The 24,233-nt window shown below is 71.7% G+C and carries 20 protein-coding genes, 1 tRNA gene and 1 pseudogene; 9 read left to right on the top strand and 13 right to left on the bottom strand.

The window, feature by feature from the left end; translation table 11 throughout:
- Positions 1-40: 40 nt before the first annotated feature.
- The 10 genes from ACQRUO_RS22085 to dnaA form a co-directional block, all read right to left on the bottom strand.
- Positions 41-114: transfer RNA gene (locus ACQRUO_RS22085), tRNA-Ile, on the bottom strand.
- 16 nt (positions 115-130) lie between these two features.
- On the bottom strand, positions 131-1,603 hold the full coding sequence (locus ACQRUO_RS22080) for a class I SAM-dependent methyltransferase (RefSeq protein ID WP_428317740.1): 1,473 nt from the start codon (positions 1,601-1,603) through the stop codon (positions 131-133).
- Between the two features lie 336 nt (positions 1,604-1,939).
- Entirely contained in the window at positions 1,940-2,668 is a 729-nt protein-coding gene (locus tag ACQRUO_RS22075; RefSeq protein ID WP_428317739.1) for a DUF3566 domain-containing protein, read from the bottom strand.
- 145 nt (positions 2,669-2,813) lie between these two features.
- Positions 2,814-5,411 carry a DNA gyrase subunit A gene (gene gyrA, locus ACQRUO_RS22070; protein ID WP_428317738.1) on the bottom strand — a complete coding sequence of 866 codons (2,598 nt, stop codon included), beginning with the start codon at positions 5,409-5,411 and terminating at the stop codon, positions 2,814-2,816.
- 50 nt (positions 5,412-5,461) lie between these two features.
- Positions 5,462-7,462, bottom strand: a complete 2,001-nt coding sequence (gene gyrB, locus ACQRUO_RS22065; protein ID WP_428317737.1) for a DNA topoisomerase (ATP-hydrolyzing) subunit B — start codon at positions 7,460-7,462, stop codon at positions 5,462-5,464.
- Positions 7,463-7,767: 305 nt separating this feature from the next.
- Complete coding sequence (locus ACQRUO_RS22060; protein WP_428317736.1) at positions 7,768-8,280, bottom strand: DUF721 domain-containing protein; 513 nt, start codon at positions 8,278-8,280, stop codon at positions 7,768-7,770.
- Between the two features lie 188 nt (positions 8,281-8,468).
- Positions 8,469-9,602 (bottom strand): DNA replication/repair protein RecF, encoded by a 1,134-nt coding sequence (gene recF, locus ACQRUO_RS22055; protein WP_428317735.1) that lies wholly within the window; start codon positions 9,600-9,602, stop codon positions 8,469-8,471.
- A gap of 27 nt (positions 9,603-9,629) precedes the next feature.
- Positions 9,630-10,505 carry a phosphogluconate dehydrogenase (NAD(+)-dependent, decarboxylating) gene (gene gnd, locus ACQRUO_RS22050; protein WP_428317734.1) on the bottom strand — a complete coding sequence of 292 codons (876 nt, stop codon included), beginning with the start codon at positions 10,503-10,505 and terminating at the stop codon, positions 9,630-9,632.
- Positions 10,506-10,650: 145 nt separating this feature from the next.
- A complete protein-coding gene (gene dnaN / locus ACQRUO_RS22045) occupies positions 10,651-11,781 on the bottom strand; it encodes a DNA polymerase III subunit beta (RefSeq protein ID WP_428317733.1) in 1,131 nt (376 codons plus the stop codon).
- A gap of 976 nt (positions 11,782-12,757) precedes the next feature.
- Positions 12,758-14,701 carry a chromosomal replication initiator protein DnaA gene (gene dnaA / locus ACQRUO_RS22040; protein ID WP_428317732.1) on the bottom strand — a complete coding sequence of 648 codons (1,944 nt, stop codon included), beginning with the start codon at positions 14,699-14,701 and terminating at the stop codon, positions 12,758-12,760.
- A gap of 462 nt (positions 14,702-15,163) precedes the next feature.
- Here dnaA and rpmH point away from each other — a divergent pair, with 462 nt between their 5' ends.
- The 9 genes from rpmH (at position 15,164) to ACQRUO_RS21995 (ending at position 21,998) form a co-directional block, all read left to right on the top strand.
- Positions 15,164-15,301 (top strand): 50S ribosomal protein L34, encoded by a 138-nt coding sequence (gene rpmH / locus ACQRUO_RS22035; RefSeq protein ID WP_145791958.1) that lies wholly within the window; start codon positions 15,164-15,166, stop codon positions 15,299-15,301.
- 19 nt (positions 15,302-15,320) lie between these two features.
- Positions 15,321-15,764 (top strand): ribonuclease P protein component, encoded by a 444-nt coding sequence (rnpA, locus tag ACQRUO_RS22030; RefSeq protein WP_428317731.1) that lies wholly within the window; start codon positions 15,321-15,323, stop codon positions 15,762-15,764.
- The gene (gene yidD / locus ACQRUO_RS22025) at positions 15,761-16,174 is read left to right on the top strand and encodes a membrane protein insertion efficiency factor YidD (protein WP_428317730.1); all 414 of its coding nucleotides are present in this window, start codon (positions 15,761-15,763) and stop codon (positions 16,172-16,174) included. Before rnpA ends, yidD begins: the two co-directional genes overlap by 4 nt.
- Entirely contained in the window at positions 16,171-17,346 is a 1,176-nt protein-coding gene (gene yidC / locus ACQRUO_RS22020; protein ID WP_428317729.1) for a membrane protein insertase YidC, read from the top strand. Before yidD ends, yidC begins: the two co-directional genes overlap by 4 nt.
- A 72-nt stretch (positions 17,347-17,418) precedes the next feature.
- On the top strand, positions 17,419-17,958 hold the full coding sequence (locus ACQRUO_RS22015; protein WP_428317728.1) for a protein jag: 540 nt from the start codon (positions 17,419-17,421) through the stop codon (positions 17,956-17,958).
- Between the two features lie 177 nt (positions 17,959-18,135).
- The gene (rsmG, locus tag ACQRUO_RS22010) at positions 18,136-18,891 is read left to right on the top strand and encodes a 16S rRNA (guanine(527)-N(7))-methyltransferase RsmG (RefSeq protein ID WP_428317727.1); all 756 of its coding nucleotides are present in this window, start codon (positions 18,136-18,138) and stop codon (positions 18,889-18,891) included.
- A gap of 271 nt (positions 18,892-19,162) precedes the next feature.
- The gene (locus tag ACQRUO_RS22005) at positions 19,163-20,146 is read left to right on the top strand and encodes a ParA family protein (protein ID WP_428317753.1); all 984 of its coding nucleotides are present in this window, start codon (positions 19,163-19,165) and stop codon (positions 20,144-20,146) included.
- Positions 20,143-21,216, top strand: coding sequence for a ParB/RepB/Spo0J family partition protein (locus tag ACQRUO_RS22000; protein ID WP_428317726.1), 1,074 nt, complete (start codon positions 20,143-20,145; stop codon positions 21,214-21,216). Before ACQRUO_RS22005 ends, ACQRUO_RS22000 begins: the two co-directional genes overlap by 4 nt.
- 164 nt (positions 21,217-21,380) lie before the next feature.
- Positions 21,381-21,998, top strand: coding sequence for a GNAT family N-acetyltransferase (locus ACQRUO_RS21995; protein WP_428317725.1), 618 nt, complete (start codon positions 21,381-21,383; stop codon positions 21,996-21,998).
- 35 nt (positions 21,999-22,033) lie between these two features.
- On the opposite strand, the gene trxA is transcribed toward ACQRUO_RS21995, so the two are convergent.
- From trxA to ACQRUO_RS21980, 3 genes and pseudogenes are all read right to left on the bottom strand, one after another.
- Positions 22,034-22,375, bottom strand: a complete 342-nt coding sequence (gene trxA / locus ACQRUO_RS21990; RefSeq protein WP_428317724.1) for a thioredoxin — start codon at positions 22,373-22,375, stop codon at positions 22,034-22,036.
- A gap of 85 nt (positions 22,376-22,460) precedes the next feature.
- Positions 22,461-23,438 (bottom strand): thioredoxin-disulfide reductase, encoded by a 978-nt coding sequence (gene trxB / locus ACQRUO_RS21985; protein WP_428317723.1) that lies wholly within the window; start codon positions 23,436-23,438, stop codon positions 22,461-22,463.
- 202 nt (positions 23,439-23,640) lie between these two features.
- Positions 23,641-24,233: pseudogene (locus ACQRUO_RS21980) on the bottom strand (hypothetical protein); the annotation flags it as partial.

Below are 24,233 nucleotides of genomic sequence, written 5' to 3'. Positions count from 1 at the left end.
GTGCCCCGGATGGTGAACCATCCGGGGCACTGCTCGCAGGTGGGCCTAACAGGACTTGAACCTGTGGCCTCTTCCTTATCAGGGAAGCGCTCTAACCGTCTGAGCTATAGGCCCTTGCCGCACTGAAAGATTAGCGGACCGATGGCCGATCTCCCAAATCCGCCTCCCCGCCCCCTCCCGGACGCCCGATCGCAAGGTGCAGCTCAGCGGCGGTCGACCGGTCCGCGGCAGCCGGCCCGGCCCCGCTCCCGGCACTCCGGCTGGCGCCCGGCCCCGCCCCCGGCGCGGCCTGCGGCCCGCCCCGCAGCAGCCACTGCTCGCGGGTGGCGGGCAGCCGGCTGTCACCGTGCGGAGTGGTGCGCACGGCCAGCACCTGGTTGACGCCGATCCGGTTCTCCTCGAAGGCCAGCGCGCAGGCGGCCATGTACAGCCGCCAGACCCGGGCCCGACCGCGGCCCACCAGCCGCACCGCCTGCGGCCAGGCCGCCTCCAGGTTGGCCACCCACGCGCGCAGGGTCAGTGCGTAGTGCTCGCGCAGCGATTCCAGGTCGCGGACCTCGAAGCCGGCCTCCTCCAGCAGCGCCACCGTGCTGCCGACCGGGGCCAGCTCGCCGTCCGGGAAGACGTAGCGGTCCATGAACGGGCTGGTCCGGTAGGCCTCGCCGGGCGCGGTGGGGCGGCGGGCGATCTGGTGGTTGAGCAGCCGCCCGCCGGGGGCCAGCAGCTCGTACAGGCCGCGGGCGTAGAGCCGGTACTGCTCGCTGCCGACGTGCTCGGCCATGCCGACGCTGGAGACGGCGTCGTACGGCCCGTCAGGGATCTCCCGGTAGTCCTGCAGCCGGATCTCCACCCGGTCGGCCAGACCGGCCGCGGCGACCCGCTCCCGGGCCAGCGCGACCTGCTCGGCCGAAATGCTCACCCCCACCGCCGTCACCCCGTGGTGCTCGGCGGCGTGCAGCGCCAGCGAGCCCCAGCCGCAGCCGACGTCCAGCAGCCGCATCCCGGGGCGCAGCGCGAGCTTGCGGCAGATCAGTTCGAGCTTGGCCGCCTGGGCGTCCTCCAGGCTCCGGCTCGCGGGGGTCCAGTAGGCGCACGAGTAGACCATCGAGGCGCCCAGCACCAGCCGGTAGAAGTCGTTGCCGACGTCGTAGTGGTGGCTGATCGCCGCGCGGTCGCGGGCCCGGCTGTGCACCCGGCCCGCGGGGCGGGCCTCCTCGGGGGGCAGCGCGGGCTGCGGGCCGAGCGCTCCGGCCCGGGCCAGCACCGCCACCGCCCGCCGCCCGGCCGGCCCGGTCAGCTCGCCCAGGCCCAGCCTGACCTCGCGCAGCTCGGGGCGCTCCACGAAGTGCGCCGCCTCGGTCAGCACGGCGTACAGGTCCTCCCCGGGGCCGATGTCGAGGTCGCCGGCGACGAAGGCCCGGACCAGGCCCAGCTCGCCGGGCGCCCAGAGCAGCCGGCGCAGCGCGCGGCGGTTGCGCAGCACCAGCACCGGGGCCCCGGGCGTCCCGGCCTCGCTGCCGTCCCAGGCCCGGAGCCGGAACGGCAACCCGGTGCCGAGCAGCTGCTGGGCCGCCCCGACCAACTGCGATGCGATCTGTGCCATCGGTGAACCTCCGCGCAACCGCGAGGCGGACTCCTGCGGTGACCGCCTGGGACCAGAACCGGTAGCCGTGCCGGACCCTCCAGCCAAACCACCCGTACCCGCCCGGTCGGTGCGGCACGCCGCCGCGGCGGGCGGCTGTCACCCGAACGCCCACGGGACCGGCGCCGCCCGTGACGAGGCCCATGACGACGTCCACGACGAGGCCCAGGACAACGACGACGGGCCCCCGCGGTCGGAAGACCGTGGGGGCCCGTCGGTGCCGGGTGCGCCGGATCCGGTGCGCACCGGGTGCCGTCCCGGCCGAGCTGACGATCGCTCAGCGGGCGGCGCCCCGGGTCACTCCTCTTCGGCGAGGGTCAGCTCGATGCCGCCGGTGAAGCCGGCCGCGGCGTTGTAGACGAACGAGGCGAGGGTGCAGAGCGCGGTCATCAGCACCACGTCGACCACCGCGATCAGCGCCGTGTAGGTGATCACCTTGCCGAACCCGATGTAGTCCATCAGGTTGATGCCGCTGCTGTTGCCGCCGGTGCCGGAGCCGGTGGCGTCCTTCAGCATGTTGCCGACCGAGGAGAAGACGCCGAGCGAGTCGAGCGTGCTCCACAGCACCGCCACCGCCACGATCAGCACGATGCCGAGCGCCAGCGACAGCAGGAAGCTGACCTTCATGACCGACCACGGGTCGGCCTTGACCACCCGCAGACGGGCCTTGCGCATCCGCCCGGCCATGCCGGCGGGGGCGCCGGTCGGCGCGGCCGCGGGCCGCTTGGGGGCGCTCTGGCCGGCCGGTGCGCCGGTCGGCGCAGGGCCGGTCCGGGTCCCGCGCGGCGGGGTCGGCTGGCCCTTGGTGTACGTGGTCGGCTGCGAGTAACCGCCCGCCCCGGGGGCGGGGCTGTTCGGCGGCGGCGGCACCGGAGCGCCGCCCGGCGCCGGGTTGTAGCCCCCGGAGCCCACCGCGGACATCAGCGAGGTGGAGGCAGCCGGGTGCTCGGCCGGCGGCTGCGGCACACCCCCGTACGGCGCACCGCCCGACGCGGCACCTCCCGCAGCACCCGTGGTCCCACTCACTCTGGATCCTCCTGCAGTTCCTCGCCGACGCGCGCCTTACGCCCCGGTGGCTGGCTTCCACTGTGCGGCATCAAGCTGAGAAGCCCGAAACCGGGGAGGCCGGTACCCGTGGAATCCACCCCGGGTACCGGCTGCCCGTTATACATCAGTCCTGGTCAGCGACGTCGGACGGCGCGGGTGCGGCGTCCGACACACGCTCGGCACCGCCGGTCTCCTCCACGTCGTCGCCGTCCGCGTCCTCGGCCTCCGCGTTGCGGGCCATGCCCACCACGGCGTCGCGCTTGCCCAGGTTGATCAGTTGGACGCCCATCGTGTCACGTCCGGTTTCACGGACACCGGAAACCCTGGTCCGGATCACCCCGCCGGACAGCGTGATCGCCATGATCTCGTCGGTCTCCTCGACCACCAGCGCCCCGACCAGCGAGCCGCGGCCCTCGACGATCTTCGCCGCCTTGGTGCCGTAGCCGCCGCGGCCCTGGATCCGGTACTCGTCCACCGAGGTCCGCTTGGCGTAGCCGCCATCGGTCGCGGTGAAGACGAAGGTGCCCGGACGGACCACGTTCATCGAGAGCAGCTCGTCGTCCTCGCGGAAGGCCATGCCCTTCACCCCGGAGGTGGCCCGGCTCATCGGGCGCAGCGCCTCGTCGGTGGCGGTGAAGCGGATCGACTGGGCCTTCTTGGAGACCAGCAACAGGTCGTCCTCGGCGGAGACCAGCTCGGCGCCGATCAGCTCGTCGTCCCGGCCCTCCTCGTCGGTGCGCAGGTTGATCGCGATCAGACCGCCGGAGCGCGGCGAGTCGTAGTCCTTCAGCGCGGACTTCTTGACCAGACCCTCACGGGTGGCCAGCACCAGGTACGGCTTGTCCTCGTAGGTGCGGATCGCCATCACCTGGGTGATGTGCTCCTCGGGCTGGAAGGCCAGCAGGTTGGCCACGTGCTGGCCGCGGGCGTCGCGCCCGGCGTCCGGCAGCTCGTAGCCCTTGGCCCGGTAGACCCGGCCCTTGTTGGTGAAGAACAGGATCCAGTTGTGCGTGGTGGTCACGAAGAAGTGGTCGACGATGTCGTCCTGCTTCAGCTGCGCGCCGCGCACGCCCTTGCCGCCGCGCTTCTGCGAGCGGTACAGGTCGCTGCGGGTGCGCTTGACGTAGCCGCCGCGGGTGATGGTGACGACGATGTCCTCTTCGGCGATCAGGTCCTCGATCGAGAGGTCGCCGTCGGACGGGATCAGGGTGGAGCGCCGCTCGTCGCCGTACTTCTCGACGATCGCGGTCAGCTCCTCGGAGATGATCTCCCGCTGCCGGGCCGGGGAGGCCAGGATCGCGTTGTACTCGTCGATCTTGCGCTGCAGCTCGTCGTGCTCGTCCATGATCCGCTGCCGCTCCAGGGCGGCCAGCCGGCGCAGCTGCATCTCCAGGATCGCGTTGGCCTGCAGCTCGTCGATGGTGAGCAGGTTCATCAGGCCGCTGCGGGCGGCGTCGGCCGAGTCCGAGGCCCGGATCAGCGCGATGACCTCGTCGATCATGTCCAGCGCCTTGAGCAGCGCGCGCAGGATGTGCGCCCGCTCCTCGGCCTTGCGCAGCCGGAACCGGGTGCGGCGGACGATCACGTCGACCTGGTGGTTGACCCAGTGCCGGATGAAGGCGTCCAGCGACAGGGTGCGCGGCACCCCGTCGACCAGGGCCAGCATGTTGGCGCCGAAGTTGGTCTGCAGGTCGGTGTGCTTGTAGAGGTTGTTCAGCACCACCTTGGCGACCGCGTCGCGCTTCAGCACGATCACCAGGCGCTGGCCGGTGCGCGAGGAGGACTCGTCGCGCACGTCGGCGATGCCGGCGATCCGGCCGTCCTTGACCAGGTCGGCGATCTTCAGCGCCAGGTTGTCCGGGTTCACCTGGTAGGGCAGCTCGGTGATCACCAGGCACTGCCGGCCCTGGATCTCCTCGACCTCGACCACCGCGCGCATGGTGATCGAGCCGCGGCCGGTGCGGTAGGCCTCCTCGATGCCGCGGCGGCCCACGATCAGCGCCCCGGTCGGGAAGTCAGGGGCCTTGATCCGCTCGATCAGCGCCTCCAGCAGCTCCTCGTTGGAGGCGTCCGGGTGCTCCAGCGCCCAGAGCGCGCCGGAGGCCACCTCGCGCAGGTTGTGCGGCGGGATGTTGGTGGCCATGCCGACCGCGATGCCGGTGGCGCCGTTGACCAACAGGTTGGGGATGCGGGACGGCAGGACGGTCGGCTCCTGCGAGCGGCCGTCGTAGTTGGGCGCGAAGTCGACGGTGTCCTCGTCGATGTCGCGCATCATCTCCATGGCGAGCGGCATCATCTTGCACTCGGTGTAGCGCATCGCCGCCGCCGGGTCGTTGCCCGGCGATCCGAAGTTGCCGTTGCCGTCCACCAGCGGCATCCGCAGCGACCACGGCTGGGCCAGGCGCACCACGGTGTCGTAGATCGAGGTGTCACCGTGCGGGTGGTAGTTGCCCATCACGTCGCCGACGACGCGGGCGCACTTGTAGTAGCCCTTCTCCGGCCGGTAGCCGCCGTCGTACATGGCGTACAGCACGCGGCGGTGCACCGGCTTGAGGCCGTCGCGGACCTCGGGCAGGGCCCGGGAGACGATCACGCTCATCGCGTAGTCGAGGTAGGAGCGCTGCATCTCGGTCTCGAGCTCGATCGGCTCGATCCGCAGCGTGCCCTGCGCCTCGGGTTCCTGCGACTGCTCGTCGCTGGCGGGACGGTTGTCGTCGGCCACTGCTGGTCAGATTCCTTTCACGCGTGACTTGGTGGGCAGGTGACCGGCGGTCACACGTCCAGGAAGCGGACGTCCTTGGCGTTGCGCTGGATGAAGGAGCGGCGGGCCTCGACGTCCTCGCCCATCAGGACCGAGAAGAGGTCGTCGGCCCGGGCCGCGTCCTCCAGGGTCACCTGGAGCAGCAGCCGGTGGGCCGCGTCCATGGTGGTGACCCGCAGCTCCTCGGCGTTCATCTCGCCCAGACCCTTGAAGCGCTGGATCGCGTCGTCCTTCGGCAGCCGGCGCCCGGCGGACACCCCGGCCTCGATCACGGCGTCCCGCTCGCGGTCCGAGTAGACGTACTCGAAGTCGTCCTTGCCCCACTTGATCTTGTACAGCGGCGGCATCGCCAGGTAGACGTAGCCGGCCTCGACCAGCGGGCGCATGAAGCGGAACAGCAGGGTGAGCAGCAGGGTGCGGATGTGCTGCCCGTCGACGTCGGCGTCCGCCATCAGGACGATCTTGTGGTAGCGCAGCTTGGACTCGTCGTAGTCCTCCTGGATGCCGCAGCCGAAGGCCGAGATCAGCGCCTGGACCTCGGTGTTCTGCAGCACCTTGTCGATCCGGGCCTTCTCGACGTTCAGGATCTTGCCGCGGATCGGCAGGATGGCCTGGGTGCGCGGGTCGCGGCCCTGCTTGGCCGAGCCACCGGCCGAGTCACCCTCGACGATGAAGATCTCGCACTCGGCCGGGTCCTTGGACTGGCAGTCGCTCAGCTTGCCCGGCAGCGAGGCGCTCTCCAGCAGGCCCTTGCGGCGGGTCAGGTCGCGCGCCTTGCGGGCCGCCATCCGCGCGGTGGCCGCGGTGATGGACTTGCGGATGATGTCCGCCGCCTCGTTCGGGTTGCGGTCCAGCCAGTCGTTCAGCTGCTCGTGCACCACCCGCTGGACGAAGGTCTTCGCCTCGGTGTTGCCCAGCTTGTCCTTGGTCTGGCCCTCGAACTGCGGCTCGCCCAGCTTGACCGAGATGATCGCGGTCAGGCCCTCGCGGATGTCCTCGCCGGAGAGGTTCTCGTCCTTCTCGCGGAGCAGCTTCTTGTCCCGCGCGTAGCGGTTGACCAGGCCGGTCAGCGCCGCGCGGAAGCCCTCCTCGTGGGTGCCGCCACCGTGGGTGTGGATGGTGTTGGCGAACGAGTAGACGCCCTCGGTGTAGGAGGCGTTCCACTGCATGGCGACCTCGACCGAGATCGTCTTGTCCTTGTCCTCGGCCTCGAAGTCGATCACCGAGGGGTGCACCGGCTCGCCCTTGCGGGAGTTGAGGTGCTTCACGAAGTCGGCGATGCCGCCCTCGTAGTGGTAGGTGACGGCGAGCGGCTTGCCCTCGTCGTCGGTGTGCTCGGGCCGCTCGTCGGTCAGCGAGATGGTCAGGCCCTTGTTGAGGAAGGCCATCTCCTGGAAGCGGCGGGAGAGCGTCTCGAAGGAGTAGACGGTGGTCTCGAAGATCTCGCCGTCGGCCCAGAAGGAGACGCTGGTGCCGGTCCGGTCGGTGGCCTCGTGCTGGGCCAGCGGCGCGGTCGGGGCACCCATCTTGTACTCCTGGGTCCACCGGTGGCCGTCGGTGTGGATCTCCACCGCGAGCTTGGTGGAGAGCGCGTTCACCACCGAGACGCCGACGCCGTGCAGACCGCCGGAGACCGCGTAGCCGCCGCCGCCGAACTTGCCGCCGGCGTGCAGCACGGTGAGCACCACCTCGACGGCCGGCCTGTCCTGGCCGGGGACGATGCCGACCGGGATGCCACGGCCGTTGTCGATCACCCGGACGCCGCCGTCGGCCAGGATGGTGACGTCGATGGTGTCGGCGTGGCCGGCCAGGGCCTCGTCGACGGCGTTGTCCACCACCTCGTAGACCAGGTGGTGCAGGCCGCGCTCGCCCGTGGAGCCGATGTACATGCCGGGGCGCTTGCGGACGGCGTCGAGGCCCTCCAGCACCTGGATGGCGCTGGCGTCGTAGGCCTTTCCGGTTGCCGGGTCGGTGGGGACGGGGGACTGGCTGGACTCGCCGGAATCGGCCACGAAGCGCCCTCTCTGGCACAGCACGGGTCGCAGCCCGGCCCGGATTCGGGCGAACGTGCGACCACAGCGTTTCGACTCAGTTACCGCAAGCGGCAGTGTTTGACTCTCAGTCTACCGGTACCACCGACATAGATGGGCGTTTGGCAGGCCCTGAGGGCGGATTTGCCGCCCCGAATCCCCTCCGCACATGTCCCGATACTCGCCCGGGGGGCTCAGCGGCCTCACAACGGCCGCCAGCGGTTCCGGAGGTATGCGCTCCGTCAACCCCGCTGGCCCGGCCGGCCGGGCCGCCGGTCGAGGAGCCGTCAGCCCCAGGTGTCCCGCGGCCCGCGGCTGCCCGGCGCCCGCAGCCGGCCGTACCGCCGCTCCGGCGCCGCCGGCCCGAGCACCCGGATCACCTTGACCGTGCCGTGGCCCAGCTCGTGGTTCAGCCGGGCCACCAACTGCCGTGCCAGCAAGCGCAACTGGGTCGCCCAGGCGGTGGAGTCGCAGCGCACCGTGAGGACCGCCTCGGCCTCCGCGAACTGCTCCGGGACGCAGTGCGCGGCGATGTCCGGGCCGACGATCTGGGCCCAGCGGCCCATCACCCCGCCGACCGCGGCCGGCGCCTCCCAGCCGCGCTCGGTGATCAGCCGGTTCAGTGCCGCCCCCAGCGGGACCGGGTCCCGGCCGTCCGCCCGGGCGCCGCTGCGCAGCCCGTGCCGCCGCGCCTCGCGCTTCTCGCGCACCGCCTCGCCGCGCTGCCGGGCCTGCTCCTTGGCGGCCCGCAGCGCGACCCGGGCGAGGTCGACGCCGGAGAGCTTGGGGTCCTCACTCATCGGCGGCGCGCTCCTCGGGTGCTGGCGGGGGACTGCTGCGGGTGACTACTCCGGGGAGGAAGTTCTCCCCAGCCTGTGGACGGATCAGCGGGCCGGCGGCCGTCCCCAGGGTGTGGACAGACCAGGGTACGTGCCGGCGCCGGGAAGCGCCCGATCCGTCGGCGGCCGGTTCGCGGATGGCCGATCCGTCAGTGGCTGATCCGGGAGACCTCGCCGTCCGCCACCGCGTAGCGCGCCCCGGCCAGCGCCTTCGGCACGTCCTCCGGCACCGCCGCGGTGACCAGCACCTGCTCGCCGCCGGCCACCAGCTCGGCCAACTGGTCACGGCGCCGGGCGTCCAGCTCGGCGAAGACGTCGTCCAGGATCAGCACCGGCTCGCCGCCGTCCGCGCGCAGCAGCTCGTAGCTGGCCAGCCGCAGCGCCAGCGCGAAGGACCAGGACTCGCCGTGGCTCGCGTAGCCCTTGGCCGGCAGCGACCCGAGCAGCAGGGTCAACTCGTCGCGGTGCGGCCCGACCAGGGTCAGGCCGCGCTCGGTCTCCTGCTTGCGCGCCGCCTGCAGCGCCTCGAGCAACTGCTGGTGGGCCTCCTCCCGGCTGCCCGGCAGCCCGCCCTCGAAGGAGGAGCGGTACTCCAGCCGGGTCGGCCCGCCGCCCGGGGCCAGCCGCTCGTAGGCCTGCTCCACCAGCGGCGCCAGCGCGGCCACCAGCTGCAGCCGGAAGGCCGTCAACTCCGCGCCGGCCTGGGCCAGGTGACCGTCCCAGACGTCCAGCGTGGACAGGTCGGCGCCCTTGCCGCCACCGGCCCGGCGGGCCATCGCCGCGGTCTTCAGCAGCGCGTTGCGCTGCTTGAGCACCCGCTCGTAGTCGGCCCGCACCCCGGCCAGCCGCGGTGCCCGGGCGGTCAGCAGCTCGTCCAGGAAGCGCCGCCGCTCGCCCGGGTCGCCCTTCACCAGGGCCAGGTCCTCGGGGGCGAACAGCACGGTGCGCAGCAGGCCCAGCACGTCGCGCGGGCGGACGTTGTCCGAACGGTTGATCCGGGCCCGGTTGGCCTTGCCCGGGGTGATCTCCAGTTCGACCAGGGTGGTCCGGGAGCGGTCCACGATCGAGCCGCGGACCACCGCCCGCTGGGCGCCCTGGCGGACCAGCGGCGCGTCGGTGGCCACCCGGTGGCTGCCCAGCGTGGCCAGGTAGCCGATCGCCTCGACCAGGTTGGTCTTGCCCTGCCCGTTGGGCCCGACGAAGGCGGTGACGCCCGGGTCGAGGGGAACCTCGGCCCGGGCGTAGGACCGGAAATCGGCGAGCGAGAGGTGCGCGACATGCATGGGTGGGTACTGCGCTCGCCTTCTTCGCTACTTGGACTCGACCGCGTGGCCGCCGAACTCGTTGCGCAGCGCGGCGATCATCTTCATCTGCGGGGAGTCGTCCTGGCGCGAGGCGAAGCGGGCGAACAGCGAGGCGGTGATCGCCGGCAGCGGGACGGCGTGGTCGATCGCGGCCTCCACGGTCCAGCGGCCCTCGCCGGAGTCGGCGGCGTAGCCCTTGAGCTTGTCCAGGTGCTCGTCCTTGTCGAGGGCGTCCACCGCGAGGTCGAGCAGCCAGGAGCGGATCACCGTGCCCTCCTTCCAGGAGCGGAAGACCTCCCGGACGTCGGTCACGCTGTCCACGGCCTCCAGCAGCTCCCAGCCCTCGGCGTAGGCCTGCATGATGGCGTACTCGATGCCGTTGTGGACCATCTTGGCGAAGTGGCCGGCGCCCACCTTGCCGGCGTGCACCGAGCCGTACTCGCCCTCCGGCTTGAGCGCGTCGAAGATCGGCTGCACCTTGGCGATGTGCTCGGCCTCGCCGCCGTACATCAGCGCGTAGCCGTTCTGCAGGCCCCAGACGCCGCCGGAGACGCCGCAGTCCACGAAGCCGATGCCCTTGGCGGCCAGCAGCTCGGCGTGCGCCACGTCGTCGGTCCAGCGGGAGTTGCCGCCGTCCACCACCACGTCGCCGGGGGAGAGCAGCTCGGCCAGCTCCTCGACGGTCGCCTGGGTCGGCGCGCCCGCCGGGACCATCACCCAGACCACCCGCGGGCCCTGGAGCTTGGTCACCAGCTCCGCGAGGCTCGCGGCGTCGGCGAGGTCGGGGTTGCGGTCGTACCCGATGACGGTGTGGCCGGCGCGGCGGATGCGCTCGCGCATGTTGCCGCCCATCTTGCCGAGACCGATGAGGCCGAGCTCCATGACAAGTCCTTACCTGGGGTGTCGTGCCTGACGGCGGCGCCGTTGCCGCGACACAAGAGCCTACGCCGCGCGGGTGTCCCCGGTCCGTGGACTGTGGACACCCGCGCGGCGACCGGACGACCGGCGTCGGCCGGAGCGCCCGGGGTCAGCCGGAGAGGCGGACCGGCATGATCAGGTACTGGTAGGTCTCGTCGACCTCGGCGTCCACCGCGGCCTTGCCCTTGAGCAGCGCGGGCTTGGTGGCGGTGGTGAAGCAGAGGTTGGCGTAGGCGGAGTCGATCGCCTTCAGACCCTCCTCCAGGTAGCCCGGGTTGAAGGCGATCGAGATGTCGTCGCCCTCCAGGTCCGCCTCGATCCGCTCGGTGGCCTGCGCGTCGTCGCCCGAGCCGGCCTCCAGGGTCAGCACGCCCTGCTCGAAGTTGAGCCGGACCGGGGTGTTCCGCTCGGCGACCAGCGAGACGCGCTTGAGCGCCTCCAGGAACGGCTGGGTCTGCACCGAGGCCTCGGCGCTGAACTCGGTCGGGAAGAGGCTGCGGAACTTCGGGAACTCGCCCTCCAGCAGCCGGGTGGTGGTGCGCCGCCCGGCGCCCTCGAAGCCGATCAGGCCCTCGCCGGCGCCGCCCGAGGAGAGCGCGATCGAGACGTTGTCGCCGCTGCCCAGGGACTTGGCGATGTCCTGCAGGGTGCGGGCCGGCACCAGGGCGACCGCGGAGATGTCCGACTGCTCGGGCTTCCACAGCAGCTCGCGGACGGCGAACCGGTAGCGGTCGGTGGCGGCCAGGGTGATCTTGTCGCCCTCGATCTCCACCCGGACACCGGTGAGCACCGGCAGGGTGTCGTCCCGGCCGGCGGCGACCGCGGCCTGGCTGACCGCGGCAGCGAAGACCTCGCCGGCGACGGTGCCGGTGGCGGTGGGCATCTGGGGCAGCGCCGGGTACTCCTCCACCGGGAGGGTCGGCAGGGTGAACCGGGAGCTGCCGCAGACCACGCTGACCCGCTGGCCGTCGGTGGAGATCTCCACAGGCCTGTTGGGAAGGTTGCGGGCGATGTCGTTGAGCAGCCGGCCGGAGACCAGCACGGTCCCGGCCTCCTCCACGTCCGCCTCCAGCTCGACCCGGGCCGAGACCTCGTAGTCGAAGCCGGACAGCGCGAGGGCGCCGTCCTGGGCGGTCAGCAGCAGGCCGGCCAGCACCGGCACCGGCGGCCGCGCCGGGAGGCTGCGGGCAGCCCAGGCCACCGCCTCCGCGAGGACGTCACGCTCCACCCGGAACTTCACCGGTCACCGCCTCCTGGGGTCCTGCAGTCGCTTGCAGCTGTTGGTCGTCTGTCGATCGTCTCCGGCGTCCGCCGGGCACCCGGGCCGCGGGACGAGCCCGCTCCGGCTCCAGGTGCCAGGGACAGTCTGACGTACTCCACGGACAGCCGGGGCAGACGGGCGGCAGGAAGCAGGTGTCGGGACGGCAACGACCGCGAAGCCGCTTGTCCACAGATTTCGGCCCACCCCGCTGTTGAGCAAGGTCAGGGGTCTCTAGGTGTAGTGGTAGTAGTAGGTCCTGTGGAAACCGTGGATAACCGTGTTTTCGCAGGTCAGCCCCACTTTTTTGTCCACACTGACTGTGGACCGACGCCGTGGATAACCAACGGCCGCTGTGGACAGCGGAGCGTTACTCACAGCCCACCGTGCGTGTCCACAGGTTTTCCCCAGCAGCTTCCCCAGATTCGCACCGGGTTATCCACGAGAGCCCGGTCAACTTCTCGTGACGGCTTTCACACCTGGCGATGAACAGGGCCCCTCCGTTGTCGAACAGTGGATACCGCTGTGGAGAAGCTGGGGATAATCGGCCTCCGCCTGGGGACAGCCGGTGGACAACTTTCTGGGCGGCTGACGGGCCGCCAACTGTCCACACCCTGTGGATAACGGTTGTGCACAAGTCCACAGCCAGTTGACCTGCGCCGACGAGCGTAGCCAGCGCTCGGCTGTGGAGGAATTCGGGATAACTCGACGGTCCCCACACTGTGGACGGGGGAAAACACCGTGCACTGTGGACAACGGCCGCTCGGGCGCGCACTGTTCGAATACCTGCTCAGATGTGCGATCGGGCCGCGAGCCTGGTGGAGCGTCAGTCGCTCGGAAGCCTTCCCCGGCCCTTTGGAGTTCACACGCCCTGGGGACGACGAAAGGGGCCGGCAGGGACTCCTCAGGTCCCTGCCGGCCCCTCAACGGCCGTTCTGCTGCCAGCCCTTGAACGGGTCTAGCTCTTGATGCGGTTGGTCAGCTCGGTGACCTGGTTGTAGAGCGAGCGCCGCTCCGCCATCAGTGAGCGGATCTTCCGGTCGGCGTGCATCACGGTGGTGTGGTCGCGACCGCCGAACTGGGCACCGATCTTCGGCAGCGACAGGTCGGTCAGCTCCCGGCAGAGGTACATGGCGATCTGACGGGCCGTCGCCAGCACCCGGCTGCGCGAGGAACCGCACAGGTCCTCGACGGTCAGCCCGAAGTAGGCCGCGGTCTGCTGCATGATGACCTGCGCGGTGATCTCCGGCCCGGCGTCCTCGTCGCCGCCCGGGATCAGGTCCTTCAGCACGATGCCGGCCAGCTCCAGGTCGACCGGCGAGCGGTTGAGGTTGGCGAAGGCGGTCACCCGGATCAGCGCGCCCTCCAGCTCCCGGATGTTCCGGGTGATCCGGGAGGCGATGAACTCCAGCACGTCGGCCGGCGCGTTGAGCCGCTCCTGGATCGCCTTCTTGCGCAGGATCGCGATCCGGGTCTCCAGCTCGGGCGGGGTGACGTCGGTGATCAGTCCCCACTCGAAGCGGTTGCGCAGCCGGTCCTCCAGGGTGATCAGCTGCTTGGGCGGCCGGTCGGAGGAGAGCACGATCTGCTTGTTGGCGTTGTGCAGCGTGTTGAAGGTGTGGAAGAACTCCTCCTGGGTCGACTCCTTCTGCGCCAGGAACTGGATGTCGTCGACCAGCAGGATGTCCATGTCCCGGTAGCGCTTGCGGAACGCGTCCGCCTTGCCGTCCCGGATCGAGTTGATGAACTCGTTGGTGAACTCCTCCGAGCTCACGTACCGCACCCGGGTGCCCGGGAAGAGGCTGCGCGAGTAGTGCCCGATCGCGTGCAGCAGGTGGGTCTTGCCGAGGCCGGACTCGCCGTAGATGAAGAGCGGGTTGTAGGCCTTGGCGGGCGCCTCGGCCACCGCCACCGCCGCGGCGTGCGCGAACCGGTTGCTCGCGCCGATCACGAAGGTGTCGAACAGGTACTTGGGGTTCAGCCGGGCGGCCGGCTCGTCCTTGCGCGAGCTGTCCGCCGAGGGCGCGCCGGGCGGCGCGGGCACGCCGGGCACCGGGGTGCGGTCGGCCACCCGCTCGGGCATCGGCGGGGCGGGCGGCAGGTCCAGCTCGCCGGGCGACTGGCCCGGTGCGGGCAGGTCGGCGGGGCGGATGGTGGGCGGCGGCAGGTCGCGCCGGGCCTGCGGCGGTCGACCGCCGCGCGGGCGCGGGTCCTGCTCCGCGGAGTCGTAGGCGCCGCCGAACAGGTCGCCCTGCGAGGGCTCGCCGCCGGGGTGCGGGCCGGTCGGGCCCGGGCGTTCGCCCTCGCGGCCCTCCCAGTCGCGGTAGCCGCGCTCCTGGTAGGGCTGCGCCGGGGCGGCGGGGTACCCGGCGCCCGGGTAGCCGCCGTAGCCGGGCTGGGCCGGGTAGGGCGGCTGGTCCTGGTAGCCGTCGTAGCCGGACTCGGGGTAGCCGAAGCCGCCCTCGTAGCCGCCGGCGTCGTAGGACTGCTCGCGGCCCTCGTAGGTCGGCTCGCGGTACGGCTGGCCCGGGTAGTCGTGCGCGGGCCGGGGCGCGGTGGGCCAGCTGCCGGGCTGCGGCTCGCCGGCGGTGGGCTCGGGCTCGGGCTCCGCCGCGGGGGCGGGCGCCGGCGGCACCGCGTTGGCGTCCACCATCACCGCGATCCGCACCGGGCGGCCGAACTGCCGGCTCAGCCCGTCGGTCAGCTGCGGCAGCAGCCGCCCCTCCAGCACCTGCTTGGCCCACTCGTTGGGGGCCGCCAGCAGGGCGGTGTCGTGCATCATCCACATCGGCTGGGTCCGCTGGACCCACAGCTTGTCCTTGTCGCCGACCGAGGTGTCGTTGACCAGCCGCTCGACGACCTTCGCCCAGGCGGGGACGAGGTCGCTGTTGACATCAGCCACTGGTGCACGCTTTCTCGTTCCCCCGGCGGCGGGGGTGGTCAGGTCAGGATCGGTGGGCCGCGGAGACGGGGGTCGGGCTGGGTGGGCGGGAGCTCCGGGCCGGTGGCTGGTTGAGGTGGATGAACAAAACCAGACAAGTCCTGCAACGGTAGTCAGCGCGCAGAGCTGATTCAAGTTGTTGTCCACAGGCTGTGCACACCGGGCCCCTGGGGTGCCGGTTTGACCCTCGGGTGCCGTCCCGCGTACCGTAACCAGGTCGAGTTGTCGATGGCCGCTGCCGCATGTCCGCGGGTCCGCCCCGCTTCCAGAAGGCGCGCAGCACGGGCGCCGTGGATTGCCCGGACCCCAGCAGACCTGGGGATTCGGGCCGGATTTCCCAGCTTCGAAGGGGAGATCACGCGGCCGCACGGTGACGGCCAAGCTGCAAATCGTCACCCTACGATTCACCCCAGGAGCCCCCGAGTGAGCAAGCGCACCTTCCAGCCGAACAACCGTCGTCGCGCCAAGACCCACGGCTTCCGGCTCCGGATGCGTACCCGTGCCGGCCGCGCCATCCTGGCTGCCCGCCGTGGCAAGGGCCGCAGCAGCATCTCCGCCTGATCCGCGCAAAGGGTCTGCAGTGCTGCCCCCCGAGAATCGGCTGCGGCGGCGCCAGGACTTCGCGATCGCGGTGAAACGCGGCCGCCGGGCCGGTCGGCCCTTGCTGGTCGTCCATCTCAGACGAGAGGACGGGGCAGCAGGGCAGGTCGACGGGTACAGCGACTCCCACCCGCACGTCGCCGAGGGGACTCCCTCGGCGCGTGCGGGTTTCGTCGTGAGCAAGGCGGTTGGTCCGGCCGTGGTTCGCAACCTGGTCAAGCGTCGCCTGCGTCACCTGGTCCGGGAGCGTCTGGGCCGGTTGCCCGCAGGTAGCCTGATAGTGGTACGGGCGCTGCCCCCGGCCGGGACGGCCTCGTACCTGGATCTTGCTCATGACCTGGACGCGGCGCTCAAGCGACTGCTCCGTCCGGATCCGGCCCCACAGCCGGCGGGATCCAGGACAGTGACGGGATCAGGGCGATGAAGTACCTGCTGATGGGACTGATCAGGCTCTACCAGTGGACGATCAGTCCGCTGCTCGGACCGGTCTGCCGCTACTACCCCTCGTGCTCGCACTACGGCTACGAGGCGGTGCGGACCCACGGTGCGCTGAAAGGCAGCGTGCTGACCGCCTGGCGGATCCTGCGGTGCAACCCCTGGTCACCCGGTGGGGTGGACCACGTGCCGCCGCGCAAGCGCCCCGTATGGCACCAGCGGCTGCGCGCCCTGGTGCAGTCCAAGGCCGGTGACACCCCGAGCCCGGAGTCGGTCGACTCCGTGGCCGCGGCCGACTCCCCGGTCACCACAGGCTCGACGGCTGCTGGTCAGACGTCGGTAGGCCCGATGTCCGCAAGCCTGACGACCAAGCCAATGCTCAAGGAGTCTGACCGGTGACCTGGTCCTTCCTGAACCCCCTGTACACCGCGGTGTCCTGGATCATCGTCCAGTTCCACTCGCTGTACAGCAACGTCTTCAACCCGGACGGCGGCTGGGCCTGGGGCCTGTCCATCGCCTCGATGGTCATCGTGATCCGGATCTGCCTGATCCCGCTCTTCGTGAAGCAGATCAAGGCGACCCGGGCCATGCAGGCGATCCAGCCGAAGATGAAGGCCATCCAGGAGCGCTACAAGAACGACCGGCAGCGCCAGTCCGAAGAGATGATGAAGCTCTACAAGGAGGCGGGCACCAACCCCTTCTCGAGCTGTCTCCCGATCCTGGTGCAGATGCCGTTCTTCACCGCCCTCTACGGGGTGCTGAGCTCGGTCGCGCACCACAAGGAGATCGGCGTCATCAACGGCTCGCTGCTGGACAGCGCGAGCAAGGCGCACATCTTCGGGGCTCCGCTGTCGGCCACCTTCCTGGGCAGCCACCTGACCAGCGTCAAGGTCGTCTGCGCAGTGATGATCGTCATGATGTCGCTGTCGCAGTTCGTCACCCAGCGCCAGCTGATGACCAAGAACATCGACCTCTCGGTCAAGACGCCGTTCATGCAGCAGCAGAAGATGCTGATGTACGTCTTCCCGGTGATGTTCGCCGCGATGGGCATCAACTTCCCGGTCGGTGTGCTGATCTACTGGCTCACCACCAACGTCTGGTCGATGGGCCAGCAGCTGATCGTGATCCGCAACAACCCGACGCCGGGCAGCAAGGCGTTCAGCGAGCGGCAGGCGCGCCTGAAGGCGGCCGGCCGGCTGAACCCGGACGGCACGGTCATCAAGGGCAGTGGCCCGCTCGGTGCCCTCTTCGGCGGCAAGGCGGCCGCCCCGGAGCAGGCCGCTGAGGCGCTCACCGAGACGGTGCAGGCGCGCCGCCAGCAGCCGCGCCGGCAGACCAAGGCGCAGCGCCAGACCCATGTGAGCGCGGGCAAGGCCGAGACCGCGGAGGACGCGGCGGACCAGGTGGAGCCGAGCGCCCCGGCCGAGCAGGACGCGGTGCCGAGCGCCCAGGGCGCGGGCAAGCCGCAGGCCTCCGGCGGGACCAAGCGGCCGGCTGCCAAGCAGCAGCAGGGCGGCGGGGCCAAGCGCGGACCGCAGGGCGGCCAGCAGCGGCCCAAGAAGAAGTCCTAGGCCCGAGCCGCACCCCCTGACCCTTGAATTCGGCCCGTACCCGTGGGCCCTGTCTGTGAAGGAGTCCCTGCCGTGACGGAAGGCACCACCTCCGCCGTCGAAGCCGAGTCGGGCGCTGCGGCGCAGGAGCCGGCGGACACCCTGGTCGCTCGTCTGGAGCAGGAGGGCGAGATCGCGGCCGACTACCTGGAAGGCCTGCTGGACATCGCCGACCTGGACGGCGACATCGACATGGACGTCGAGGGCGACCGGGCCCTGGTGTCGATCGTCGGTGACGGCAACGACCGGACGCTGCAGCGGCTGGTCGGCCAGGACGGCGAGGTGCTGGAGGCACTGCAGGAGCTGACCCGGCTGGCGGTGCACCGGGAGACCGGTGAGCGCAGCCGGCTGATGCTGGACATCGCGGGCTTCCGGGCGCGCAAGCGGGCCGAGCTGGCCGAGCTGGGCGCCCAGGCCGCGGAGGAGGCCAAGCGCACCGGCGAGCCGGTGAAGCTGCGGCCGATGACCCCGTTCGAGCGCAAGGTGGTGCACGACGCGGTGGCCGCGGCCGGCCTGCGCAGCGAGTCGGAGGGCGAGGAGCCGGAGCGCTGCGTCGTCGTCCTGGCGGGCTGAACAAGACGGCAGGGACCTTCCCGATCGACTGGATGTCGACCCCGTCCGCACTTCGGGTGCGGGCGGGGTCGACGTTCCTGGGGGGCGAGGTCGAGTTGGCGCGGCGTGTTTCACGTGAAACCGTGCTAGACGGTGGATGCGGTTCGGGCGGTGGGATCGTTGAGCGGAGAGGCTGAGATGGCGACGGAGAGTGCGGCGGCCGACGGTGCGCCGGAGGGGCTGGCGGAGGCCCCGGAGGTGGCACGGGAGATCTTCGGCGAGCAGTTCGCCGCGGCGCAGCGCTACGCGGAGCTGCTGGCCACGGCCGGGGTGCAGCGCGGGCTGATCGGTCCGCGGGAGGTGCCGCGGCTCTGGGACCGGCACGTGCTGAACTGCGCGGTGCTGGCCGAGCTGCTGCCCGCCGGGGCGACGCTCTGCGACGTCGGCTCGGGTGCCGGGCTGCCGGGGATCCCGGTGGCGCTGGCCCGGCCGGACGTCTCGGTGACCCTGCTGGAGCCGCTGCTGCGCCGCACCACCTTCCTGGAGGAGGTGGTCCGGGAGCTGGGGCTGGCCAACGTCACGGTGCTGCGCGGGCGGGCCGAGGAGATGGTCGGCAAGGTCTCGGTGGACATCGTGACCGCGCGGGCGGTGGCTCCGCTGGACCGGCTGGCCGGCTGGGGGATGCCGCTGCTGCGGCCGTACGGCCAGATGCTGGCGCTCAAGGGCGACACCGCCGAGCAGGAGCTGGCCGATTCGCGGGCCGCGCTGACCAGGCTGGGCGCCGTGGAGTGGGCGGTGATCCCGGTGGGGGAGAGCGCGCTGGGCGCGACGACCCGGGTGGTGCAGGTGAAGGCCGGGGAGAGCCCCGGCGGGGTGAAGGCGGCCACCCGGCGGGCCAAGGCGGCCCGGGCCGGGCGGGCCGAGGCCCGCGGCGGGGGCCGTCGCCGGCGCTGACCGCCGTTCCACTACCGTGCCGAACAGGCTCCGGGTGCGTTCCAGCGCCCGGAGCCTGTTGCTTTGCGTCTGGCGCGGCTCCGGAGTGTCGCACCGTCAGATTTCCGACATTGCGGGCATGGTGTTTCACGTGAAACGTCGCTCACTGCTACCCGTCAGTTTCGACCTGCGGCTTCGTCGCGGGCTGGGCCGAGATCGGGGAGCGGCTATTGCCGCTCCGGTTTCACGTGAAACACTGGGCCCCATGCAGGACTCGGAGACCATCGAGCAGATCGATGACACCCCCATCGCCCGGGCGGCGCAGGCCGCCGTGCAGGCCATGGGGCGGGCGGGCGAGGGGCTCCCCAGGCCGCCGGCGACCCGGGTGATCGTGGTCGCCAACCAGAAGGGCGGGGTCGGGAAGACCACCAGCACCGTCAACATGGCCGCCTCGCTGGCCATGCACGGCCTGCGCGTGCTGGTGATCGACCTCGACCCGCAGGGCAACGCCTCCACCGCGTTGGGCATCGACCACCACGCCGAGGTGCCCTCGATCTACGACGTCCTGGTGGAGGGCAAGCCGCTGGCCGACGTGGTGCAGCCGGTGGTCGAGGTGGAGGGGCTGTTCTGTGTCCCGGCCACCATCGACCTGGCGGGCGCCGAGATCGAGCTGGTCTCCCTGGTGGCCCGGGAGAGCCGGCTGCAGCGGGCGATCGCGGCCTACGAGCAGCCGCTGGACTACATCCTGATCGACTGCCCGCCCTCGCTCGGGCTGCTGACCGTCAACGCCCTGGTGGCCGGGCAGGAGGTGCTGATCCCGATCCAGTGCGAGTACTACGCGCTGGAGGGGCTGGGTCAGCTGCTGCGCAACGTCGAGCTGGTCCGGGCCCACCTCAACCCGGCGCTGCACGTCTCGACCATCCTGCTGACCATGTACGACGCACGGACCCGGCTGGCCGCCCAGGTGGCCGAGGAGGTTCGCAACCACTTCACCACCGAGGTGCTGCGGACGGCGATCCCGCGCTCGGTGCGGATCTCCGAGGCGCCCAGCTACGGCCAGACCGTGCTCACCTACGACCCGGGCTCCACCGGGGCGCTCTCCTACCTGGAGGCGGCCCGCGAGCTCGCGCTGCGCGCGGTGGGCCTGGACGCACCGCCCACCGCGGTGGAGCAGGCGGCCGCCGAGGCGCTCGGCGCGGTGGGGCACAACCGGCACACGATCGGCGCGCAGGCGACGCCGTTGGCACAGCAGAGCACGATGGAGGGCAATCGGTGAGTGGGCGCAGGGGTCTGGGCAAGGGGCTGGGGGCGCTGATCCCGGCAGCCGGTGCACCGGCGCCCGCCGCGGGTACGGCCGTGCCGGACCGGGTGGCGGTCGCCGCCCCGCAGGCCGTACTGGGCACCGGGGCGGTCTCGCCCAGCGCGGTGCCGGTGCTGCCCTCGGGCCGCGGCACGGTGGCGGCCCGGGCCGCCGAGAGCGTCCGGGTGGAGCAACTGCCGGTGGACGGCGCCCGGTTCGCCGAGCTGCCGCTGGACGCCATCACGCCGAACCCGCGGCAGCCGCGCGAGGTCTTCGACGAGGCCAAGCTGGAGGAGCTGGTCACCTCGATCAAGGAGGTGGGCCTGCTGCAGCCGGTGGTGGTGCGTCAGGTCGGGCCGGAGCGCTATGAGCTGATCATGGGCGAGCGGCGCTGGCGGGCCTCCCGGGCGGCCGGGCTGAAGCAGATCCCGGCCATCGTCCGGGCCACCGGCGACGACAAGCTGCTGCTGGACGCGCTGCTGGAGAACCTGCACCGGGCCGAGCTGAACCCGCTGGAGGAGGCGGCCGCCTACGACCAGCTGCTGCGCGACTTCGGCTGCACCCACGACGAGCTGGCCGACCGGATCGGCCGCTCCCGCTCGCACGTCTCCAACACCATCCGGCTGCTCAAGCTCTCCTCCGCGGTGCAGAAGCGGGTGGCGGCCGGGGTGCTGACCGCCGGTCACGCCCGGGCGCTGCTCGCGGTGCCGGACGGCGAGCGGCAGGACGAGCTGGCCCGGCGGATCGTCGCCGAGGGGCTCTCGGTGCGCAGCATCGAGGAGATCGTGGCGCTGCTGGACCACGAGGAGAAGCCCAAGCGGCCGGTCGGCCCGAAGGCGGGCAGGATCCTCTCGCCGGCCTTCAACGACCTGGCCGGCCGGCTCTCCGACCGCTTCGAGACCCGGGTGAAGGTCGAGGTCTCGCAGCGCGGCGGGAAGCTGGGCAAGGGCAAGGTGGTGCTGGAGTTCGCCTCGGTCGAGGACCTCAACCGGATCCTGGACAGCCTGGCGCCGGGGGAGGACGGGCTGCGCCTCTCGCAGGGCTGAGCCCCCGCCCGGTGTCCGGGGGACGGGATGACGGAACGGTGGGTGCATGTTTCACGTGAAACATGCACCCACCGGCGTCTCTGCGGGGCTCGTGGGGAGCGGCCCGGCGGGCTTGCCCCGCTCCGCGGTCGCACGGGGAGGAACCGAATGAGGAGGTGGGCCGGATGGGTCGCAGGATCGTCCCGCTGACGCTGGACAACCTGGCGGACCTGCCAGCGCCGTGCCGCTCCTGCGTCTTCTGGGAGCTCGATCCGGTGAGCGGGCGGGAGGCGGTCGACGGGGGGAAGGCGGAGGCCGAGAAGGAGGGCTGGATCTCCGCGGTGCTGCTGGAGTGGGGCTCCTGCGGGCGGTTGGTCTACGTCGACCAGGAGCCGGCCGGCTTCGTGCTCTACGCGCCACCGGCCTACGTGCCGCGCTCGCAGTCCTTCCCGACCAGTCCGGTCTCGCCGGACGCCGTCCAGCTGATGATCAGTCGGGTGCTGCCGCCGTTCCAGGGGCAGGGGCTGGGCCGGGTGCTGGTGCAGCAGGTGGCCAAGGACCTGCTGGGGCGCGGCTTCCGGGCGATCGAGGCGTTCGGTGCGGAGGGGCCGGAGCGGCCGAGCTGCCTGCTGCCGGCGGAACACCTGCGGGCCGTGGGGTTCAAGACGGTCCGCTCCCACCACCGCTTCCCGCGGCTGCGCCTGGAGGCCCGCGCCACGCTCTCCTGGAAGGGCGGTGCCGAGGGCGCGCTGGAGCGGTTGCTCGGCGCCGGGCGCAAGGAACCGGCGCTGCGCCCCTTCTGAGCCGGCGTGGGCGCGAACGCGTGTGGTCGGAAGGCTCAGGCCTTGTTGACCGTGATGATGCCCTCGAGGTCGCGCAGCAGGGCGGCCTTCGGCTTGGCACCGATGATGCTCTTGACGACCTCGCCGTTGACGTAGACGTTCAGGGTCGGGATGGAGACCACGCCGTACTGGGCGGCGACGGCCTGGTTGGCGTCGACGTCGATCTTGGCGACGGTCAGCTGGTCCGCGTACTCCTCGGCGATCGCCTCCAGGGTCGGGGCGACCTGCTTGCACGGGCCGCACCACTCGGCCCAGAAGTCGACCAGGACGGGCTTGTCGCTCTTGAGGACCTCTGCGTCGAAGGTCGCGTCGGTGACGGTCTTGGTGGCGCCGGCCACGGGAACTCCTAGGGGTGTCGCGGTGGGGGGAACTGCTACGTGCGTGACAACAACGGCGGGGCAGCGAAACAGAGCGCGGGTCGAATCAGACCGCGACGCTCGCGGTGGCCTTGGCCTCCTGCTCGGCGGCGTGGGCCAGCTGGGCCAGGTACCGCTCGGCGTCCAGCGCGGCGGAGCAGCCGGTGCCGGCCGCGGTGATCGCCTGGCGGTAGCTGTGGTCGACCACGTCGCCGGCGCCGAAGACGCCGGTGAGGTTGGTCCGGGTGCTGGGCGAGTCCACCTTGAGGTAGCCCTCGGCGTCCAGCTCCAGCTGGCCCTTGAACAGCTCGGTGCGCGGGTCGTGGCCGATCGCGATGAACAGGCCGGTGACGGGCAGCTCGCGCAGCTCGCCGGTGGTGGTGTCGCGCAGGGTGACACCGGTCAGCTTGGGGTCGCCGTGGATGGCCTCGACCGCGCTGTCCCAGGCGAAGCTGATCTTCGGGTCGGCGAAGGCGCGCTCCTGCATCGCCTTGGAGGCGCGCAGCTCGCTGCGGCGGTGCACCACGGTGACCGACTTGGCGAACCGGGAGAGGAAGGTGGCCTCCTCCAGGGCGGTGTCGCCGCCGCCGACCACCGCGATGTCCTGGTCGCGGAAGAAGAACCCGTCGCAGGTGGCGCACCAGGAGACACCGCGGCCGGAGAGCGCGTCCTCCCGGGGCAGGCCGAGCTTGCGGTGCTGGGAGCCGGTGGTGACGATCACGGCGTGGGCCCGGTGCACGGTGCCCTCCGAGTCGGTGACGGTCTTGATGTCACCGGTCAGGTCGACCTCGACGATGTCGTCGGGGACCAGCTCGGCGCCGAACCGCTCGGCCTGGGCGCGCATGTTGTTCATCAGGTCGGGGCCCATGATCCCGTCCTGGAAGCCGGGGAAGTTCTCGACCTCGGTGGTGTTCATCAGGGCGCCGCCGGCCGTGACCGCGCCCTCGAAGACCAGCGGCTTCAGCGAAGCCCGCGCGGTGTAGAGCGCAGCGGTGTATCCGGCCGGGCCGGAACCGATGATGATCACGTTACGGACGTCGCTCACTGCATCTCCTGGTTCGCATCGCGACCCGCGCCAGGCGGGGAGGTGGGTGGCGGCTCCTGCTCCGCCGCCCGGGACAACGACTCACCAGTCTCCCGCATTCCCAGGCCCCGGCCTACCAGCGCCCACCCATCGGATGGTGTGGCGCGGGCCGCGGCCGGTGCTCAGCAGGCGCGCGGCCCGGCCGCCGCCGGGGTCAGAACACCTAGGGGGCCGGCACCTCCTGCTGGAGCAGGACCCGGGCCGGGGTGTCGGGGGAGTGGGTGGCGCAGCCCGCAGCGAGCAGGTACACCTCGTCGTGGGCCGGGTCGCCGGCGATCCTGAAGACGTAGACGTCCACCGGCGCCGACTCGAAGGACCCGTGGCCGACCAGCAGCGGCTGCTCGCCCTGGTGGCCGGTGACCGCCGACTCGACACAGGCCGGCAGCCCGCCCGGGGCGGTTCCGTCGGCGCCGACGTGCGGCTGCATCTCGTGCCCGGAGGCGGGGCCGCCGAGCAGGGCGCGGATCTGGTCGGGCAGGCCGGCGGCGGTGAAGGCCGGGCCGCTCGGGGAGCCGTTCGGGGCGCCGCCCGGCGCCGGGGTCGGGTTGGCGGCGGCGCCGGCGTTCTGGCCGGAGTTGGGGAGGTTCTGCTGGGCGGCCGCGGTCGGGTTGGCGCTGCCGCTGCCCAGGTTGCTCAGCAGGACGCCGGTCCCGGTGCCGAGCACCGCGAGGCAGGCGACGGCGGCGGCCAGCAGGCCGCCCCGGCGGCGGCGCGGCCGGGTGCGGCCGGGGCCCGTGCCACGGTCGGCGCGACCGG

The organism is Kitasatospora sp. LaBMicrA B282 (assembly GCF_050325825.1).
Lineage (GTDB): Bacteria > Actinomycetota > Actinomycetes > Streptomycetales > Streptomycetaceae > Kitasatospora.
The sequence above is the reverse complement of the archived record's forward strand: the minus strand, read 5'-3'. Positions and strand labels throughout refer to the sequence as shown.

Excerpts from the sequence above, each read along its gene's own strand:
- ACQRUO_RS22060 (WP_428317736.1), bottom strand. The coding sequence starts at position 8,280 with ATGAGTGAGGACCCCAAGCTCTCCGGCGTCGACCTCGCCCGGGTCGCG.
- rsmG (WP_428317727.1), top strand. The coding sequence starts at position 18,136 with ATGGCGACGGAGAGTGCGGCGGCCGACGGTGCGCCGGAGGGGCTGGCG.
- gnd (WP_428317734.1), bottom strand. The coding sequence starts at position 10,505 with ATGGAGCTCGGCCTCATCGGTCTCGGCAAGATGGGCGGCAACATGCGC.
- recF (WP_428317735.1), bottom strand. The coding sequence starts at position 9,602 with ATGCATGTCGCGCACCTCTCGCTCGCCGATTTCCGGTCCTACGCCCGG.
- yidD (WP_428317730.1), top strand. The coding sequence starts at position 15,761 with ATGAAGTACCTGCTGATGGGACTGATCAGGCTCTACCAGTGGACGATC.
- ACQRUO_RS22080 (WP_428317740.1), bottom strand. The coding sequence starts at position 1,603 with ATGGCACAGATCGCATCGCAGTTGGTCGGGGCGGCCCAGCAGCTGCTC.
- ACQRUO_RS21995 (WP_428317725.1), top strand. The coding sequence starts at position 21,381 with ATGGGTCGCAGGATCGTCCCGCTGACGCTGGACAACCTGGCGGACCTG.